The organism is Thermanaerothrix daxensis (assembly GCF_001306145.1).
Lineage (GTDB): Bacteria > Chloroflexota > Anaerolineae > Anaerolineales > Anaerolineaceae > Thermanaerothrix > Thermanaerothrix daxensis.
Genome location: NZ_LGKO01000004.1, coordinates 49158 through 66934, shown reverse-complemented (window position 1 = coordinate 66934; position 17777 = coordinate 49158). Strand labels below are relative to the sequence as shown.

17 protein-coding genes are annotated in these 17777 nt (G+C 52.3%); 8 read left to right on the top strand and 9 right to left on the bottom strand.

Translation table 11 applies throughout. From position 1 onward, the window contains the following. Window positions 1–59 precede the first annotated feature (59 nt). Genes yqeB through SE15_RS07425 form a run of 4 tightly spaced genes read left to right on the top strand, consistent with a single transcriptional unit; the run spans window position 60 to window position 3754 of the window. A complete protein-coding gene (gene yqeB / locus SE15_RS07440) occupies window positions 60–884 on the top strand; it encodes a selenium-dependent molybdenum cofactor biosynthesis protein YqeB (protein ID WP_054521495.1) in 825 nt (274 codons plus the stop codon). Then, window positions 881–2236, top strand: coding sequence for a selenium cofactor biosynthesis protein YqeC (gene yqeC, locus SE15_RS14110; protein ID WP_160316685.1), 1356 nt, complete (start codon window positions 881–883; stop codon window positions 2234–2236). Before yqeB ends, yqeC begins: the two co-directional genes overlap by 4 nt. A gap of 1 nt (window position 2237) precedes the next feature. Further along, a complete protein-coding gene (locus tag SE15_RS07430) occupies window positions 2238–2849 on the top strand; it encodes a nucleotidyltransferase family protein (protein WP_054521494.1) in 612 nt (203 codons plus the stop codon). A gap of 53 nt (window positions 2850–2902) precedes the next feature. Continuing rightward, entirely contained in the window at window positions 2903–3754 is an 852-nt protein-coding gene (locus SE15_RS07425) for an aminotransferase class IV (RefSeq protein WP_054521493.1), read from the top strand. Here the strand turns inward: SE15_RS07425 and SE15_RS07420 are convergent. The 5 genes from SE15_RS07420 to SE15_RS07400 are packed head-to-tail and all read right to left on the bottom strand — an operon-like array spanning window position 3751 to window position 8752. After that, window positions 3751–4050 (bottom strand): putative signal transducing protein, encoded by a 300-nt coding sequence (locus tag SE15_RS07420; RefSeq protein WP_054521492.1) that lies wholly within the window; start codon window positions 4048–4050, stop codon window positions 3751–3753. The genes SE15_RS07425 and SE15_RS07420 overlap by 4 nt on opposite strands. Beyond that, window positions 4047–4385, bottom strand: a complete 339-nt coding sequence (locus SE15_RS07415; RefSeq protein WP_054521491.1) for a hypothetical protein — start codon at window positions 4383–4385, stop codon at window positions 4047–4049. Before SE15_RS07415 ends, SE15_RS07420 begins: the two co-directional genes overlap by 4 nt. After that, the gene (locus SE15_RS07410; RefSeq protein ID WP_054521490.1) at window positions 4382–4972 is read right to left on the bottom strand and encodes a class I SAM-dependent methyltransferase; all 591 of its coding nucleotides are present in this window, start codon (window positions 4970–4972) and stop codon (window positions 4382–4384) included. Before SE15_RS07410 ends, SE15_RS07415 begins: the two co-directional genes overlap by 4 nt. Beyond that, entirely contained in the window at window positions 4962–6206 is a 1245-nt protein-coding gene (locus SE15_RS07405) for a ribonuclease H-like domain-containing protein (protein ID WP_054521489.1), read from the bottom strand. The genes SE15_RS07410 and SE15_RS07405 overlap by 11 nt, the downstream gene beginning before the upstream one ends. 8 nt (window positions 6207–6214) lie before the next feature. Then, window positions 6215–8752 carry a DEAD/DEAH box helicase gene (locus SE15_RS07400; protein ID WP_054521488.1) on the bottom strand — a complete coding sequence of 846 codons (2538 nt, stop codon included), beginning with the start codon at window positions 8750–8752 and terminating at the stop codon, window positions 6215–6217. Between the two features lie 117 nt (window positions 8753–8869). On the opposite strand from SE15_RS07400, the gene SE15_RS07395 reads away from it, so the two are divergent. Together SE15_RS07395 and SE15_RS07390 are read left to right on the top strand one after the other, a co-directional pair. Then, window positions 8870–10180: an MFS transporter gene (locus tag SE15_RS07395; RefSeq protein WP_201778074.1), complete on the top strand. Its 1311-nt coding sequence runs from the start codon at window positions 8870–8872 to the stop codon at window positions 10178–10180. A 17-nt stretch (window positions 10181–10197) separates the two neighbouring features. Continuing rightward, window positions 10198–10959, top strand: a complete 762-nt coding sequence (locus SE15_RS07390; protein ID WP_054521486.1) for a prepilin peptidase — start codon at window positions 10198–10200, stop codon at window positions 10957–10959. Between the two features lie 28 nt (window positions 10960–10987). Here the strand turns inward: SE15_RS07390 and pckA are convergent, their stop codons facing one another. The 4 genes from pckA to SE15_RS07370 all read right to left on the bottom strand — a co-directional run bounded on the left by pckA (window position 10988) and on the right by SE15_RS07370 (window position 15939). Further along, entirely contained in the window at window positions 10988–12586 is a 1599-nt protein-coding gene (gene pckA / locus SE15_RS07385; RefSeq protein WP_236690005.1) for a phosphoenolpyruvate carboxykinase (ATP), read from the bottom strand. Between the two features lie 32 nt (window positions 12587–12618). Next, complete coding sequence (locus SE15_RS07380; protein WP_054521485.1) at window positions 12619–15042, bottom strand: glycoside hydrolase family 113; 2424 nt, start codon at window positions 15040–15042, stop codon at window positions 12619–12621. Window positions 15043–15113: 71 nt separating this feature from the next. Then, entirely contained in the window at window positions 15114–15581 is a 468-nt protein-coding gene (nusB, locus tag SE15_RS07375) for a transcription antitermination factor NusB (RefSeq protein WP_054521484.1), read from the bottom strand. 19 nt (window positions 15582–15600) lie between these two features. Next, the gene (locus SE15_RS07370) at window positions 15601–15939 is read right to left on the bottom strand and encodes an Asp23/Gls24 family envelope stress response protein (RefSeq protein WP_054521483.1); all 339 of its coding nucleotides are present in this window, start codon (window positions 15937–15939) and stop codon (window positions 15601–15603) included. 271 nt (window positions 15940–16210) lie between these two features. Between SE15_RS07370 and SE15_RS07365 the strand changes: the two genes are divergently transcribed. Further along, on the top strand, window positions 16211–17137 hold the full coding sequence (locus SE15_RS07365) for a VOC family protein (RefSeq protein ID WP_054521482.1): 927 nt from the start codon (window positions 16211–16213) through the stop codon (window positions 17135–17137). A gap of 38 nt (window positions 17138–17175) precedes the next feature. Then, window positions 17176–17676, top strand: coding sequence for a gluconokinase (locus SE15_RS07360; RefSeq protein ID WP_201778073.1), 501 nt, complete (start codon window positions 17176–17178; stop codon window positions 17674–17676). The last annotated feature ends 101 nt before the right edge of the window (window positions 17677–17777 follow it).

Sequence of the window (17777 nt, the reverse complement as noted above, 5' to 3'; positions counted from 1 at the left end):
CCGAATCCGGGGACGAGTTGCTCGTCCCCGGGTTGACAAGATTGAGAGTCTATAAGCCGATGCCATTGCGAGTTCTGGTGAGAGGAGGAGGTGACCTGGGAAGTGGAGTGGTGCTGCGATTGCACCGCGCCGGTTTCTGGGTATTGGTCACCGAGTTGGAAAAGCCACTGGTGGTACGGCGCAAGGTGGCCTTTGCCGAGGCGATTTACACCGGGGTGGCAAGGGTTGAAGAAATTATTGCGCGAAAGGTGGAATCTCCTGAAGAAGCCCGAGCCTGTTTCCTGCGGGGAGAGGTGCCGGTTGTAATTGACCCGGCAGCGCAAACACGTATTTGGTTCCAACCTCATGTGCTGGTAGATGCCCGGCTGACCAAAAAAGGTGGGGACTTGGTGCACCCAGCGGCCCCTTTGGTTATAGGGATTGGACCGGGATTTGTGGCAGGTAAAGATTGTCACGTGGTAATTGAATCCATGCGTGGACATACGCTGGGCCGGTTGTACTGGGAGGGGAGTGCGGAACCCGACACCGGGATCCCTGAAAGCGTGAGTGGGTACAATGCCCAACGGGTGCTACGGGCACCAGTTGAGGGGGTAGTTCACACGCGAGTTGAGATTGGGGATCTGGTGAGAGAGGGACAGGTGATTGCAGAAGTTAATGGTCATGAGGTACGCGCTCCGTTTGACGGTGTTATTCGCGGGCTGGTGGCCGAAGGTCTCCATGTCACGCAAGGAATGAAAATCGGTGATGTGGATCCGCGGCAAAATCCGAAATTTTGTTTCTTAGTCTCGGATAAATCCCTGGCAATTGGAGGGGCTGCGCTGGAGGCAATCCTCTCCATTCCAGCCTTGCGCCCCTTACTTTATGCCGAGGATGGATGGAGATGAACCTCAAACATGCCCTGCGGGTAAGTCATGATTCCCGAGTGGCGCTGGTTGGGGCTGGCGGGAAGACCACCACGCTTTTTGCTCTGGCGCGTGCTCTGGAAGGATCCGTGATTCTAACCAATAGTGCTCATCTGGGGCGTCAACAAGCCCTGCTGGCAGATCGGCATTTTGTCATCAGGACAGAGTCGGAGGTAGATAAAATCTTTACTGAACTGGGGGGAGGGGTGATTCTCATAACCGGGGTTGAGTATGAAAGTGGGCGTTTGATCAGCCCTGGAGATGAAGCGTTGAGACGCATCTATGAGTACGCAGATAGATTGCACCTGCCTGTGCTGGTGGAAGCGGACGGTTCACGCATGCGCCCTCTTAAAGCGCCGGCTAATCATGAGCCTCCCATTCCCGAGTGGATCAATCTGGTTGTGGTGGTATGTGGGCTTTCGGGATTGGGGCAGCCTCTCGATGAAGCAACGGTTTTTCGTTCCGATCTGTTTGCAAAATTGACAGGCCTGGAACCCGGATCGCCAGTTACCCCTTCGGCACTGATCACTTATCTTTTGCACCCCCAGGGCGGGTTGAAAGACATTCCATCTGAGGCACGACGAGCGGTTTTGCTCAACCAGTGGGATGAGTGTGTACCGGAATATCGGGCGGAAATTTTGCAGCACTTGAAGCGGCTTTATTCTGCCTATGACGCCGTGTTGTTGGGTAATGTCATCCGGGGTGGGGAACAGGCGGTGGTGGCTGTTCATCAGCCAGTAGCAGGAATTGTCCTAGCGGCTGGTGAGTCGCGTCGTTTCGGCCAACCCAAGCAGTTGTTAGAATGGAATGGCAGGCCATTAATTCGTGTAGTGGTAGAAAGGGCCCTACAAGCAGATCTTTCGCCAGTAATAGTGGTCGTGGGGGCTACCGTCGAACCAATTCAGGCAGCCTTGGCTGATATGCCCGTTGAAATCATCGTGAATCCGAGATGGCAAGAGGGAGTTGCGACCTCGGTTGTCTGTGGGATTAAGGCACTTCCAGAGCAGGTGGGGGCTGCTCTTTTCCTTCTTAGTGATCAGCCCTTTGTATCTGTAGACCTTATCCGTGCCTTGGTGGAAAAACATGCCCGGACTTTGGCGCCGATTGTGGCTCCGTTTGTTGGAGAAAGACGCGCAAACCCGGTTCTATTTGATCGCATTACGTTCCCCGCGTTGAGGCAAATCCGTGGGGATGTGGGGGGGCGAGCTGTTTTTGATCAATATTCTGTTCTGGCCTTGCCGTGGTCTGATGAACGTATTTTGCTGGACATTGACCAACCCGCGGATTGGGAGCAGGCTCGTAAAATGAAACGGAGGGCATGCCGTGGGGAGTGAGATGAGAATTGGGGCTGTGGTTCTGGCCGCGGGTTTGTCCCGGCGTATGGGGACGCCTAAACTGCTGTTACCCTGGGGCAAAAGGACCGTTTTGACACAGGTAGTAACCACGTTGTGGGAAGCCGGAGTAACGGTTATTTATGTGGTTACGGGTGGATATCGTGAACAAGTCGAGGCCCTTCTTCGGGCTCTGACGTTTCCTGTTCGGTGTGTGCATAATCCGAATTATGCTCATGGTGAAATGATTTCTTCGTTGAAGGTGGGCTTCCAACATCTCCCACCAGAGTTGGAAGCCGCTTTGGTTGTCCTGGGGGATCAGCCCCAGATCCAAAAAGAAGTGGTCATCAGCCTGTTTTCGCTTTACGCCGAGCGAAAATCTTTATTAGTGGTGCCCAGTTACCAGATGCGACGTGGACATCCCTGGCTGGTGGACCGGCGCCTATGGGGAGAATTAATTAGTTTGCCAGCCTCTCAAACACTGCGTGATTTCTTAGGCATCCATGCGGGCGATATTGATTATCTTGTGGTTGATACTCCTACGGTTGTGCAAGACCTGGATACGCCGGATGATTATGAACGCATGAAGCCCCTCGAGGGCCCTTCACTTGAGTAAAGGAGACGTATAATTGCGCCAATAATTGCCTTTTATAACTGGAGCATGGCATCATGGCAACCGTTTCGCGGTGGTTTTTAGATTTTTGCACGTTGAAGCCACAGGGGCTGGGAAGCCGGGAGGGTACGCTTGATAGTTTGACGCTGGAACTCCCAGCAGGGGCTTATACTACGTTTCGCACCTTCAAAGGCAATTGCGCGTTGCACCTGGAAGCGCATTTTCAACGCCTGGAAGAAACCCTGCGTCTGAGCGGATATCATGTAATACTGCCTCGCTCAGAATTGCGGGCGACGATTCGGTTGGCAATTGCGAATAAAGCCCCGATGGAAGATGTCCGCGTTCGGTTACTTATCCCCATGCTCGATAAGGTGCCAGGATGTTACGTCTTTGTTGAACCGCTCTCCGTTCCGGCAGCATGGCTTTATCAAGAAGGTGCATGGGCGGTGACGCGAGTGTTAAGCCGCGAGCAGCCTCAGGCCAAATCCAGCCGGTTTATTTATCAAACTGCTGATATGCGTGAACGCGACCTGAAAGCGCATCCCAGGGTCAACGAGATCTTAATGGTTAACCCAGAGGGTGAGATTCTCGAAGGCCTATCGAGCAATTTTTTTGCCGTTCAAGAGGGACACATTTTGACAGCAGGACATGGGGTCCTGCAGGGTGTGACGCGCTCGTTGGTAATTGAAATCGCGCAACGGGCAGGATATCCACTCCTCTTTCGGGCAATAAAAATTGACGAACTCAGTGGGCTTGAGGAAGCATTTATTACCAGCAGCAGCCGAGGGGTCCTACCGCTGGTGCGCATTGATGAAATAACCATAGGAAATGGAAGCCCGGGTGTAATTACTCGGAGTATTGCCTGCCTGTATGCTCTGCGGGTAGAGCAAATGGTTGAACCTATCTAGTGAGCGTCTTGGTCTGGGGGCGCTTCTTCAAAGGCTTCCCCCTCATCCGGTGCGGGAATTTGGCCACGATCCATGGCGGCCAGCAAATCGCGAGCATCTGCTGCCTGGTCGGCGGGCACTAGGATTCGTACCTCTCCCAAGGGGCCAACGGTTAATCCATATACGGCGCCTGCGCTCTCCTGATAGAGCAGCACACTAAAACCCGCAGCCTCCAGGAAACCGCGAATGATGTCGGCGTGGAGACGGCCATTTGCGCGGTAAACCTCTTCATAGGGAGTGGATTCTGAGGGACTCATTGATTACTCTCCTGGTTGAGTTCTTGGATCAATGCCAGTATGAGGTCCAGGCGCTGTTTTGCATTCTGCAGAAGACGGTAAAAACGTGCGTCTTCGGGGGCAGGGGAGGCACCAAGTTGCTCAATGGTCTTATCGAGCGCTTTCTGATGGGGGTACTCAACAACTTGGGGATTGCCTTGAAGGGCTTCAATGCTACGTTGTGTCACAAAGGCCTCGTAATATTGAAATTGCTCGTAAGCCCGAATACACAATGGGCAGTGGGATGGCGCATCCAAATGAGCGGTCTTCTGATGGATAATTTCCTTGCGTAAACGGGAAAGGGGGGATTCGGTCATGGTGTTCTCCAGGGGTTAAGCGGGCGCTGAGCAACCAAACTTGCCACAGCCTTCAGACCTGAGTGGCCTTGGGTGATACCTTCATTATAGTAAATAATTTTCCAGTGTTTGAAAGTTTCGTAAAGCTCGCCTTCCTTAAGCAGGTGGGCAGGTGCAATTTGTCCGGGAAGCAGTTCTTCCATACGTTCGGTTAAGGTTTCAATGAATAACCATCCCCCCGGCTTTAGACGGGAATAAAAATGTGGAAATAGCGAGCGTTCTAGATAATAAAAGTTAGTTAGCACGTCGAATTCTTTAGGAGGGAGAGGAGATTCGGTCAGGTCAGCTAAAATAAGATTGAGGGATGGGCAACGTTGGCGAGCGTATTGTAGGGCAGTCCAGGAAATATCTATGGCCACTACGGTCAGGCCCCGTCGTGCTAAAAAGGCCGCACTGGCACCCAGACCGGTGGCAAGGTCCAGTGCCCATCCAGACGAAGGGAGCAGATGAGCAAAGGAGACCAACAACTCCCGAGGGCGGTCCATGTCCGAAGTATGGATCAAAGATTGGTAACGGGCATTCCAGCGCTCTGCGTCCTCACGTGGCATGGGACCTCCGGGCAAGTTGGGTGAGCAACTTAAGACGGCGACGCGATAAGGCGCTGAATTGTCGCTTCTCTTTGAGAGATGCGCTGGTATCCAGAATGGCAATGGCGCGATCAATCCAGACCAATGCGTCTCTGTAATTATGTTCCAAATGTTCGTGGTAGCGCGATAGCTCCAGACAAGCCTCTAAGGAATTCAGGTTGGCGGCTTTTTCCCAACATTGTAAGGCTTCAAAGATACGTCCGTGGCGTTTGTAAATGCGCCCTACCAGAAGCCATAGGGGAGCAGTTTCAGGATCGTTGGTTGCCCAATACCGGGGGTTATTTGTTAACTCTTGTAGAAAGCAAATAAGTAGCTCATGGCCCTGGTGTTCCATTTCACGGATCAGGGAATATGCCTCGTCGGCTAAAAGACGGTCCCACTCAGGCCGCTCAAATAGGGATTCAATGTAAAGAAATAGGCCCGCCAGGGATACAATATCCATCTCGTTGTGATAAAAGACCCCATGCAGGAGATTGCTTTCGCCCAGTACAAGGTAATTCTGGTAAATTTCAGGCACCATCCAAGAGGGGATTTCATTCTGATCTCGGACGAAACCAAGAACTTCGTTTTCTAGAAATCCCAAGCGCCTTGAAGGGAAGCGTTTACGCCAGAGTCGCCTGGCAAGATGCAGGACATCTACGTGAGGCTTTTCCAGAATTTTTGATCGGATTCCATTGATGAGAAAACGATGGTTGAGTACTGGCAGGTCAAATGCCCGTCCATTGAATGTCACCAGGACAGGAAAACGGTTGATCCAATCATCAAGGTAAGCCAGGAAGGAAAGTTCCTCTGTGGGGTCGTTAAGAAAAACCTGGTGAGAGTGATAGCCTTCAAGACCCCAGTAACCCAAACCAACCAAGAAAATCAGGGTTCCCGATCCTGGGCTAAGGCTGGAGGTTTCTACATCGAGGAAGAGCAGATGCTCGTGGTTGATCTCCGGGTTGCCGTCAAAGAAGCCAGGATAAACCCTATCCCGAGGGGATATTCTGAGGCTCTTCTTTCCATGCTGGTAGTCGGGCGGGTAAATATGTTCGAGTATAAAGGTCGAACGCGAGTGGTCAGGCCAGAACCGCCCCCCTGGAATAACTTTTTCAACACGCCAAAATGAAGAGGAGGGGGGCCTTGCGGGTTTATCAGCGGGCAGGCCACGACGTACTCCAAGGGTTTCCAGGCGCTTCATCAGTTCCTCATCCATAGCGCTTCTCAGTTTGCTTCTAACAGGAACCGCAGAATAGCCCGGGCTTCGGCTTTTCCACCACTGCCTTTTTCAGGAGCGGGACCCACACAAGCCGGACAACCGTTTTGGCAGGGACAGCGAGTCACGACTTCATAAGCAGTTTGCAGCCAGGGAAACAGGTTCTCAAAGAATTGAGGTGAGTATCCCAGGCCACCCTGGAAGGTATCATAAAACACAATTGTGGGTTGACGTTGACTTAGTGCGGAGCGGGGCTCGATGAACGATCCCAGGTCGCTGAAATCGCAGAGAATAAACAAGGGTGCAAGGTGATGCAGGAGATGTCGTAGCGCGGATAGACCGCTGCGAATCCAAACTGCTCTTTCCAGACGACGGTGGCAGCGTGGACAAAGGGTGACCAGGTTTTCGAGGCGATTGGCCTCTTCAGGGGATGAAAAACGGCGAAACGGGATGCGGTGGTGCACGTGAAAGGGTTTCCCTTCTTCTCTCGCTCCACACTGCTGGCAGGTATAATGATCGCGGGCGCGGGCGCGTTGACGTTGCTGTTCCCAGTTGGGGCCATAGTCGTTGGGAGCGTTTGTCCACAGTCCCTGGTCAATAAGATGCTTGACGGTGTGCGAGTTCAGACTGAGCCAGTAGCCCGTGGTTTGGAGGGTTAGAGCAGGAAGGTTGAGGGGAATTTGCTCTAACACTGTATGGTTTTCCCACTGACGTTTTTGGTAACCTTTAATCTGGGTTGAAAGGTGAATCTCCCCACACACATGGGTGCCCCAGGCAAAGTGCTCGGATTTCCATACGCGGTGAGAGGTGATTTCGGTTTCAAGAAGCGGTTCGGTGTAGTAGGAACTTGATGTAGGGGCAAGCAAAGCCTGTCCGGCCTCGAAGTCCAGGTCTTCCACGAGGTAAGTGTCACCCCGATGTAGATAGATAGCACCCGGATGGACCATCCAATAGGCACTTTCGTAATCCACTTCACCCAGGAGAGCGGTCTGCTGGTAGTCCTGTGAAATTAACCGAACCGTGGGGTGAGCGCTGCCTCGTAAAGAAATCTCACGATGGGGTTGGGTGCTACGCATCCAAACAAAGCGATTCGAGGCAGCAAACACATGACCGTGTTCAGACAGCGCTTCAAGGTAGGGGGTGATGGCGCTCCACTCAAGTGAACCGAAGGGTTCGCCCTCATGGAAGGGTTTTTCATAGGCAGCACATTGGAGGTGATGGTAAAGGATGACGGGGTTATTGGGATTCAGGACCACTTTTTCAGGAGGACGCTCAAATACCTCAGCGGGGTGGTAGACAAGATACTGATCGAGCGGATTATCTGAGGCAATCATGACACCGAGGGCAGGTTGTCCTTTGCGTCCAGCGCGCCCGAAGCGCTGGTGAAGAGCGGCGATCGAGCCGGGATAGCCGATTTGAATAACAGCCTCGACGCTGCCGATATCAACCCCTAGTTCCAGGGCGCTGGTGGTTATAACCAAGCGGTTAGACCGCTCACGTAACCCCTGTTCGATCCAGCGCCGATCTTCAGGCAGGTAACCACTGCGATAGGCTTCAATGCCCTGGGCGGCAGGCATGTTTGCCCTGAAAGAGCGTAAGGCCTGTTCCACCCCACGCCGTGAGTTGAGAAATACCAGCGTTTGACAACCTTGTTGAAAAAGATCATCGGCCAACCTCATTCCTTCGGCAGTGGCCTCGCGACGTAGACCTGTTGATATGTCTTCAAGGGGAGGGTTATAAAAAACCAAAAATCGTTTGGGCTTGGGGGCTGTGTCCTGCTGGATAAGAGCGACAGGAGCCTCAATCAATGTTTGTGCTAGTTCCTGAGGATTGCCAATGGTGCCTGAGGTGAGCAAGAAAACCGGTTGGGAGCCGTAGAGTGTGGCAATGCGCTTCAGGCGACGGATGAGGTTGGCCACATGGGATCCGAAGGCACCTCGGTACACATGTGCCTCGTCTAGAATGACAAAGGCCAGGTGCGAAAAGCACTCTTGCCAGTAAGGATGAAAGGGTAGAATCCCATAATGAAGCATGTCCGGGTTGGTCAGGATCAAACGCCCATTTTGTCGTGTTCTCTTACGCTGGGATGGGGATGTATCGCCGTCATAAGTGATAATTTGTTTCCCCAGGGCATGGCGTTCTTGGGTAGAGACGGGCAAAGTGTCAATCAGGGATTGAAGGAACCGATATTGATCGTATGCCAGAGCCTTTGTGGGAAAGAGATATAAAGCGGTCGTTTGGGGGTGTTCTAGCCAAGCATGCAGAACGGGGAGATGATAACAAAGCGATTTCCCGCTGCCTACCCCCGCGTTGACCATAGTATGGACCTTGGCCTGGGCATTCCGCCAGGCCATAGCCTGATGCAGGTAAAGGTGTTCGATCCCCAGCGCGCTTAATGCTTGGCGGAGGGGTGGGGTCATTTCCGCAGGTAGCGGCAAGGTTTGCGCCGGCTGTGCGGGCAAGATCACACGATAGAGAAAGGCTCCTGAGAGATGAGCGCGGCTTTGCCAATCTGCTAGAAGGGTTTGTAAATCGGTTTCTTGCACGAACTTGCTCCTGAGAAAAAGTCCTTGCCCTGAAGTTGCCCGGACCTCGCTTTCAGATTATACTCTTTACATCCCATAACGAGCGATTTGATAATTTCCATGTTCAGGAGCCAAGGAATGACAACAAAGAACCGCTACCGTTGGTTTGTCTTGGCAGTTTTTTTTGCGTTTATGCTCTTGCATCAGGCGGATAAACTTCTCATTGGGCCGTTGACCACACCTATAATGGAATATTTTGGCATTAATGAGGCTCAAATGGGGGTGGTGTTTTCAGGAGCCTTGCTGGTAGGTGGAATTTTCTATCCTTTGTGGGGTTATTTATATGACCGATACGCGCGCTCGAAATTGCTGGCTTTGGCATCTTTTATCTGGGGAGCAACGACCTGGTTGAGTGCATTGGCCCGGACATTCCCGACCTTTGTCATCACTCGTGCCTCGACCGGGATTGATGATGCCAGTTATCCTGGGCTTTACAGCCTGATCTCAGATTACTTCCCCCCCAAGATGCGGGGTAAGGTGTACGGTATTTTGCAAATCACTGCTCCGCTGGGCTATATCACCGGGACTGTGCTGGCACTAACTCTGGTTGGACGTTTGCATTGGCAGGGAGTTTTCTATCTGACCGGGGCTCTGGGTATTCTGCTCTCGGTGGTGATCTTTCTCGGCGTCAAAGAAGTGCCGCGCGGAGGGGCCGAACCGGAATTTGAGGGGCTGGAGCAAATCAGCACCTATCGCTTCGATTGGAAAACGGCACTTGGGCTGTTTAAGAAACGCAGTTTGTTGTTTCTGTTTACCCAGGGGTTTTTTGGAGTTTTCCCATGGCAAGTTATCACCTTCTGGTTCTTCCGCTATTTAGAGACCGAGAGAGGATTTTCCCAAAATGAGGTGCTCATCACCATGGTAGCGGCTGTGCTCTTTCTGGCAGCCGGTTATCCGATTGGTGGGGTCTTGGGGGATTTCCTTTTCAAGCGGACTCCACGCGGGCGCTTGATCGTAAGTGCATTTGGAGTCATTACCGGAGCCCTTCTACTTTGGGTCACGATCAACGTGCCTTTGGAACAAAAGACCCTGTTCACAGCGATGCTGTGCCTGACGGCAATCTTCATTCCTTTTGCCTCACCGAACGTTCTTTCCACGGTTTATGATGTAACCCTGCCAGAAGTAAGGAGCACGGCCAATTCAGTACAAAACATGATTGAACAAGGGGGATCGGCTGTGGCACCGGCGATAGCCGGTTTGATTGCGGTGAATGGATCTTTGAGGGAGGCAATTCTCATTATTTGCATCGGGGCGTGGTTGCTGTGCTTCTTTTTCTTCCTGTTTGCTATTTACTTCCTACCCAAAGACATTCACGCCTTGCGCAGTGAGCTCAAGGAACGGGCGGAGCAGGAGCGCGCTCGTCAAACCTCACAACCGGTGACCCTTTAAGCCCCAGGTTCAGGAGTATGAACTCGCTTCTGTTCGGCCTGACTATGGTTGCTGTGTTGTTTTTAGGCTACGGGATGGGCGTAGTGGTTAACTACCTTGCCGATGTTCTCCCGCAAACCCGACGCTTAAGCCCAGCACTTTGCCTGCGTTGCCAACATCCTTACCCCCTGATGCGTTACATATTGTTGCGTCCCTGTACGACGTGTGGGGCGGAGCGCCCTCAACGAGCGCGTGTTGTCCAGGTGGTTCTTCCCCTTCTAACGCTGGCCTTGTGGATATGGCCTCCTCCAGACCGGCTTCCCCTTTATATGGCATGGGGATTGTTGCTATATTTCAGTGCGGTGCTCGTGATGGATTGGGAGTATCGGGTAGTGTTGTACGAGGTGAGCGGTGCAGGTGCTCTTCTTGGGGCAATTGTTGGGATATGGCTTAATGGCTGGCAAGCGACCCTTTTGGGAGGCGGGCTGGGCTTTGGGATTATGCTTGCCCTGTACTATCTAGGAGAAATCTTTGTGCGTTGGGCAGCGCGCAGGCGCGGTCTTGAGTCAGATGAGGTGGCGTTGGGCTTTGGGGATGTGACTCTAAGTGGGGTGCTGGGATTGATGTTGGGGTGGCCGCGAATAGGGATCGGTTTGCTCTTTGCAATCCTGTTAGGAGGTCTCGTAAGCGCCTTGTATCTCGTATGGTTGTTGATGCGCCGACGTTATCAACCCTTCGCCGCGCTGCCTTACACGCCATTTTTGCTGGTGGCTGCGGCCGTTTTGATGTACCTGGCGTAGCCTTTAACTCTAAGGTAGTTGATAGGCTTTAGCCCTCGCGGTGGTTCAAGGCAACGGTAAGTGAGGTTTCGGTTATTGCCTCGAAATTAGCACGAAATTGCTCAGCCAGGGTACGAGCCTGTTGGTCATAGGCTTGAGGATCGCTCCAGGTTTGGCGCGGTTGGAGCAACTCTCTGGGTACACCTGGGCACGTTTCGGGCACCCATAACCCAAAGATTGGGTCCTGGTGATAAGGGACACTGTCCAGTCCGTGTGATAGTACTGCGTGCACCATAGCACGGGTGTAGGGCAACGGAATGCGTGTCCCTACGCCGTAGGGGCCACCAGTCCAGCCGGTGTTGATCAACCAAACCTGCGTTCCATGTTGCTGGATCTTTTCTTTGAGCATCCGACCATAAACCGTAGGATGGAGCGGAAGAAAAGGAGCGCCAAAGCACGCTGAGAAGGTGGCTTGAGGCTCGCGCCCCAACCCTGTCTCTGTGCCCGCAAGTTTCGCCGTATAACCAGTGAGGAAGAAGAAAAGCGCCTGCTCAGGAGTCAGGCGTGCAAGTGGTGGAAGGACACCAAAAGCATCTGCGCTCAGAAAGAAGATATGTTGAGGATGTCCGCCACGTCCCTCCTTCAATGCGTGTGGGATAAATTCCAGCGGGTAGGCCGCACGGGTGTTCTCGGTGATGGTATCAGACTCAAAATCTACAAGGCGAGAATCGGGATTGAGAATCACATTCTCCAGCACGGTCCCGAAACGATGAACAGCAGACCAGATTAGGGGTTCAAGTTGGGCGTTTAGGCGTATCGTTTTCGCATAACAGCCCCCCTCAAAATTGAAAATGCCGTCCTCTCCCCAGCCATGCTCGTCGTCACCGATGAGAGGGCGCTCTGGGTCGGAAGAGAGAGTGGTTTTACCAGTGCCACTCAGCCCAAAGAAAAGAGCAACATCTCCTTGGGGGCCCACGTTGGCGGAACAGTGCATTGGCAGCACATGGTGCTGAGGAAGCAGGTAATTCATAACCGTGAACATTGCTTTTTTGATCTCCCCAGCATACGCAGTGCCACCAATCAGGACCAGACGACGCACGAAATCTATGGCAATCACAGTTTCGGAGCGCGTGCCGTCTTCTACGGGATTGGCGCGGAAAGACGGCGCATGGATCAGGGTGAACTCCGGATTGGAATGCGGGCCAGTAGTCTGTTCTTCGCGGATGAACAGATTGCGCGCAAAGAGGCTATGCCAGGCTTTCTCGGTGATAATTCGCACGGGTAGGCGATAAGCGGGGTGATTACCAATCCATACATCCTGCACGTAAATTGGGCGGAGCTGGAAAAAGGTGGCAAATTTTTGGTGGAGGCGAGCAAAATACTCTGGTGAAATGGGAGAATTAATGGGTCCCCACCAGATATCGTCGTGGTCTGGATATGCCACAATAAATTTGTCTCGTGGGGCGCGACCGGTGTGTTTGCCCGTGTGGACCACGATGGCTCCATGATGGGAGAGCCAACCCTCCTTATTGCGAATGATCTCTTCCACCAGTTGGGCGGTTGAGAGATTCCACCGGATATCACCCAGATTGTAAAGCCCCTGCGCTTCCAGACTGGGTCGGATGGATAAGTTGACTAAGTTTTTCACCAAGGAGGCTCCTTTTTATATGTGTCTAACCTCTAGGGAGAAGCATTTTTCCAGGCGCGAAACCAGGCGCTTAACACGGCGGCGGCAGGTTTACCACGCACCGAGGGGCTAGCATCGGTCAGATTGACGGCCGGATGGTAACCTCGGGTGGTAAAGCCACTGATCCATGGACGAGCATTTATCGCTACTGCAATCGCCTGATAGATCCGAGCCTGTCGATCAAGGTCGGGTGATAGACTGGGAAGTGACCCGTTCCAAATCAGGTGCTCGGAAGACAGGCATCCTTCCTGGTGCACTACGCACCCATCCTGAATGGGTTGGGCACTGGGGTAGTCAATGCCAACCCAAAGGGGTTTGCCGAGTTGTTGGGAGAGGGATGAGAGCGAAGCATCCAGGTAATTTCCCATGGCTTCGTTGAGTTGTGATTCATCCGGAAAACCATCGTTGGGGAGCGATGAGAGCAAAACATAGACCCCATCCACCTGATCAAGCCAGGCAGGAGGTGTTTCAAGTTGATGTTCGGTAATGGTCCAAATTAATTGTCCAGTAAATTTCTGGCGGATTGCTGTGATTAGATCACGCCAATCTGCCTCGTGGATGCTGAGAAGGGGTTCTGTTTCTGGACCGCCTAAGATCAAAGCCTGAGCACGGGATTGTGCGGCTTTGTCCGCCACGTGGAGGATAAAACGGCGGTACTCGGAGAACCAAGTCTCTATGCTGTTCGGATTGTCGCTGAGGGCCTGGGTAAGGGCAAATGGGTTTGTGCGGGGATAAAGGGCAACACTTAGGCCCTGTTGTTGGGCATTGGAGACAAGTGCGTTTAGATCGGCACTGCTAATACCGTTAGTGGGGACATACTCCAGGCGGGGTGGGGTGGTCGAGGTCAAAGACCAGGTCGGGCTAAGAATGATCCAGTTGGCATTCAATTCCCGGATACTCATAAACGTGGCAGGAAGGTGGGGAAGGGCGAGGGGGGAGAGGTGGGGAGCGACTTCGACAGCCGCGACAAATGAGGAACGCGGGGTGGCGCTTTCAATTGAGGGGGGTGTAAAACTCCATGGAGTTAGATTGTTCCATTTTTCGACCTGGTGTGTGATGGTATTACTGCCTTCTGATGAAATGAGGGGAAGCCCGGAGGCCGTACTGCCTGCGGTAGCCAAGTCATCAGCAAGGCCACATTGTTCATTACGGCAAACGCGGTAACTCACCTCGCCCAGGGCGTGCTGTGGACTATAAAATACATACAACCACTGCTGATTTCCCAGCGGCCACATAGGGATGGCTGGCGTCCATGTATATAAGCGAAATTGGATGGATATTCGTTCGTCTGCTGGGGTTTCGGGAGGGGCCTTAATATAAAGGGTAAGCGGATTTCTCTCCGAATCGTCCATGGCCCAGGTTTCGATCTGATCGTTGATGGTGGTGTCATGATCGGGGACGATTAATTGGCGAACCTTGAAACTACCGTCTAAGGCGTGTTCCGCATTCCAAAAACCATCTCCAAGTGTGTACTTATAGCGCAGGTCGGTGCCTTCGGGAAGGCTGAGTGTAAAGGTGTAGCGTCCGTCATCCAGCAGAGACAAAAGAGGGGCACGAGAAGGCAGAACGCTCAAACCACCCTCTAGATCGGCGAAGGTATTTCCCAGGCTGCGGAGATTACCAACGATTCGCAGGGGTAAACCCCGAATATGTTCCGTAGGTGGTTGGACTACGAAAGTGAGGTTCACCAGCCGGGCTGGCTGAAGTGCAATTTGAGCGGGGGTCAGGGCATTGGGGGCAATGACCGCCTCTTGTTGAAAAACGTGGTATGACCCTTCTGTAGGGAGAATCACCAGGTTATGTTTTCCGGGGGGCAGGTTCTCCAGGGTAAACGAGCCATCTGAGGTGGTGAAAGTTTGGATGCCCGCCATACATACCAATGCGTCAGCCACTGGCGCACGCGTTGTGGCGTCGAATACCTGGCCTACTAATCTGCCACTTTCAATCACTGGGCCGCTTCCCTGCCAGGCCACAACATGATCCTCAATGATCGCAGGGGCGCGTGCCACTGCCAGACGATAGCGCACTGGTTGGCCGTAGGGATTGCGTTCCACTTGGGGTATGATCTCCTGACGCAGATAACGATAGCGCACCACGCTTCCTACGGGGAACCCCAATTCCAGGGTGTACCGTTGTTCTCCGGCAGGTTGCATCTTGTATCGCTGAGAGTTCAGTGCTATGCCTGTGACCTCGTCCACGACCTCAAGGATGACATCCCCGCTGGAGGTAGCGGAAGGAACAGTGACTTGGAAGGTCAGGGGCACAAGAGGGACACTGGCTGGTGTCGAGGTGGAGGGGGCGGGAGTGGGTTGGAAGATTGTCAATGCCTGGCAACCCGAAAGACTGATTGAGGCCAGCAGGCTGAGCACAAAGTGGAGGGTTAAGCGGGGATGCTTGAGGAGTGATCGAAGCGTCATTGAGGATAATTCCTCCTATGAAGACAAAAAACGGACAGGCAGGGTACTGGTAACACAGTGAGGATCTGTGTTCAGGTTGTTCGAGGGGATAACCCTTCTTCCTGGGCTTTTTCCCGTTGGAACTGTTGGCGAATTTCATCCAGACGATTGGCCAGGCTCCCCAGAACTCCATTAACAAAGCGGGGGGTGCTGTCAGAACCAAAGGTTTTGGCCAGTTCAATGGCCTCATTGATGGCCACCTTTACCGGTGTACATCCGGCTACCGCAAATTCCCACAGAGCAATACGCAGGATATTGCGATCAATGACCGAGATTTGATCCAACGGCCATTCAGGCGCATGCTGTGCAATATACCGATCAAGTTTGTCTACTATGGGATAGACGCCGAAAACGATCTGGCGGCTGAATTCTGCCAACTCGGGCTCAAGATGTTCTTCAGCCAGGCGCTGTTCAAGGGCTTGCCCGGGCGTATGTTGGGTAAGGTCGCATTCGTAAAGAACTTGAAGCGCGACGCTGCGAGCTTTGGTTCGCTGCTTCATAGGACTTAACTAGGTGTACCTAATATTGAATATCTTCAATGTGAACATTGACCCTTCCTACTTCCATGCCCACCATCTCTGTGATAGCGCGTGCCACCTGAGCCTGAATATTACGCGCTACTTCGCGTACATTAACATCACGATTGAGGATGACGTAAATGTCAATATAAACTTTATCATCCTCCACGTTTATCTTGACGCCCTCGCTAGCACCGCGATCGAATAAGCGGTTAACCTCGCCCGGATAGGTGGCAAGGCGATTTACCCCGGGAATACCCAGGGTGGTCAAACGGGCTATTGTGACCAATACCTCGGGAGCGACTGTGGTTTTTCCAGGGGGGCGACTATGCGCTACCATCCTTCCTCCGGTTAGAAACGGTTTTCATGACTATTATAACCCCAAAGCACAATGGCCCGGTGTAAAGATCCTCTTGATACTAAACCCTGACCTTGCGTTATCTCTCTGGGATGGAATTGGTTTGCTATGTTGAGTAAACAACAAAAAAGTGGCGATGTGGATTGACATGACAACATTGGTGTCGTTTAATGGGTAGCGCTTAAAAAGAAATTTTTGGGCAATTGTTGATCTGACTTGCGAGTTGGGATTATCGGTATGGAACGGAGGCCCAATGAATACATTAGAAGTACCTAAACCTGTGGCTATTGCTCCTCATCGGATTCACCCTCAGACGACACCTGCCTATGTGCATCTGAAAGTGGCTAATCTTCAACATCAAGTTGCCTTTTATCAGAATGTATTGGGACTTGCACTGAACTGGTGGGAAGATAATCGTGCTGGTTTGGGGGTTGCTGGCCGAGATCTGGTTCGTTTGAGCGAGATCCAGAAGGGAAAGCGTTATCAGGGGGTTGCTGGACTTTATCATTTTGCCATTCTTTTCCCGAGTCGCCGTGAACTGGCTCGTGCCATTGCTCGGTTGTTGGCGTTTCGCTGGCCCAATTATCCGACCGATCATGTGATGACCAAGACCACTTATCTGGACGATCCAGAAGGCAATACAATTGAGCTTTACTGTGAGTCGCAGGAAGATGGGGTATTCCTTCTGAAAAATGGAAACTTGATAGCCCAATGGGCTGATGGACGGCCCAGTAATGGCCGAGAACCCCTTGATCTGGATGCCTTATTTGCTTATCTAAAAGATGATGATCATCTGGATGTGAACGTGCCTCCGGAAACAAGGCTTGGACATTTTCATCTTTACGTGGCGGATTTGGAGAGCACGCGACGTTTTTATCATGGGGTATTAGGCTTTGATGATATGGGCGTGGCTTACCGCTTTCGGATGGGAATGGTCTCTGCGGGTGGTTATCATCACCATATAGGCTATAATACCTGGCAAGGCGAGGGGGTGCCTCCAGCACCCTCAGATGCGCTTGGATTATATTATATAGCCTTCGATCTTCCGAGCCTTGAGGAGTTGGAACGTCTGGAAAAGAATCTTGAGGCTCAAGACCAGCGCATTGAGTATTGGGAAGAAGGGCTTTTCTTGCGAGATCCATCGGGAAACGGATTGCTCTTTCGTATAGCAAATTATTAATAGGCGAGCTTGGGGCGGTTGGTGATGGCGGTCATTTTATGAGAGCGCCTCGGTTTATCATCTTGATGGGAGTAGCCGGAAGCGGAAAAACCACTGTGGGGAGGATTCTGGCTGAAACATTGGGATGGGAATTTTATGATGGAGATGACTTTCATCCCCCTGAAAATGTCGCTAAAATGGCAGCAGGCTTTCCCCTGAACGATGAGGATCGTCTTCCGTGGCTAGAAACTCTGCATGATTTGATCGCTTCTCGTCTCGGCGAGGGGAGGTCCCTGGTTTTGGCCTGCTCTGCGCTTAAGGAGCGTTACCGACAAACCTTGCTGAACGGCAATGAAGGAGGTCAGGTTGTCTACCTCAAAGGTAGTTATGATCTTATCCGCTCACGGATGTTGGGCCGTTCAGGCCATTTTATGAAACCCGAGCTGCTCCAAAGCCAGTTCGAAACTTTGGAAGAACCGATTGGTGCTGTAACGGTGGACGTAAGTCGACCAGTCAACGAGATTGTGAAAGACATTCTGGTGGCATGTTTCATATCGTGATACACACATATGGTATGGTCTAGGAACCGCCTCGTAAGCGTAAATGCATAGCGGGGTAGTCCTGTGGCATAGGTTTTGTAAAAAACTCTTTAGTATCTATG

Bases quoted from the DNA above. Each gene is read 5' to 3' on its own strand.
- yqeB (WP_054521495.1), top strand. From the start codon at position 60: ATGCCATTGCGAGTTCTGGTGAGAGGAGGAGGTGACCTGGGAAGTGGA.
- SE15_RS07430 (WP_054521494.1), top strand. From the start codon at position 2,238: ATGAGAATTGGGGCTGTGGTTCTGGCCGCGGGTTTGTCCCGGCGTATG.
- SE15_RS07365 (WP_054521482.1), top strand. From the start codon at position 16,211: ATGAATACATTAGAAGTACCTAAACCTGTGGCTATTGCTCCTCATCGG.
- nusB (WP_054521484.1), bottom strand. From the start codon at position 15,581: ATGAAGCAGCGAACCAAAGCTCGCAGCGTCGCGCTTCAAGTTCTTTAC.
- yqeC (WP_160316685.1), top strand. From the start codon at position 881: ATGAACCTCAAACATGCCCTGCGGGTAAGTCATGATTCCCGAGTGGCG.
- SE15_RS07425 (WP_054521493.1), top strand. From the start codon at position 2,903: ATGGCAACCGTTTCGCGGTGGTTTTTAGATTTTTGCACGTTGAAGCCA.
- SE15_RS07405 (WP_054521489.1), bottom strand. From the start codon at position 6,206: ATGGATGAGGAACTGATGAAGCGCCTGGAAACCCTTGGAGTACGTCGT.
- SE15_RS07390 (WP_054521486.1), top strand. From the start codon at position 10,198: ATGAACTCGCTTCTGTTCGGCCTGACTATGGTTGCTGTGTTGTTTTTA.
- SE15_RS07415 (WP_054521491.1), bottom strand. From the start codon at position 4,385: ATGACCGAATCCCCCCTTTCCCGTTTACGCAAGGAAATTATCCATCAG.
- SE15_RS07395 (WP_201778074.1), top strand. From the start codon at position 8,870: ATGACAACAAAGAACCGCTACCGTTGGTTTGTCTTGGCAGTTTTTTTT.
- SE15_RS07420 (WP_054521492.1), bottom strand. From the start codon at position 4,050: ATGAGTCCCTCAGAATCCACTCCCTATGAAGAGGTTTACCGCGCAAAT.
- SE15_RS07410 (WP_054521490.1), bottom strand. From the start codon at position 4,972: ATGCCACGTGAGGACGCAGAGCGCTGGAATGCCCGTTACCAATCTTTG.
- SE15_RS07370 (WP_054521483.1), bottom strand. From the start codon at position 15,939: ATGGTAGCGCATAGTCGCCCCCCTGGAAAAACCACAGTCGCTCCCGAG.
- SE15_RS07360 (WP_201778073.1), top strand. From the start codon at position 17,176: ATGAGAGCGCCTCGGTTTATCATCTTGATGGGAGTAGCCGGAAGCGGA.
- SE15_RS07380 (WP_054521485.1), bottom strand. From the start codon at position 15,042: ATGACGCTTCGATCACTCCTCAAGCATCCCCGCTTAACCCTCCACTTT.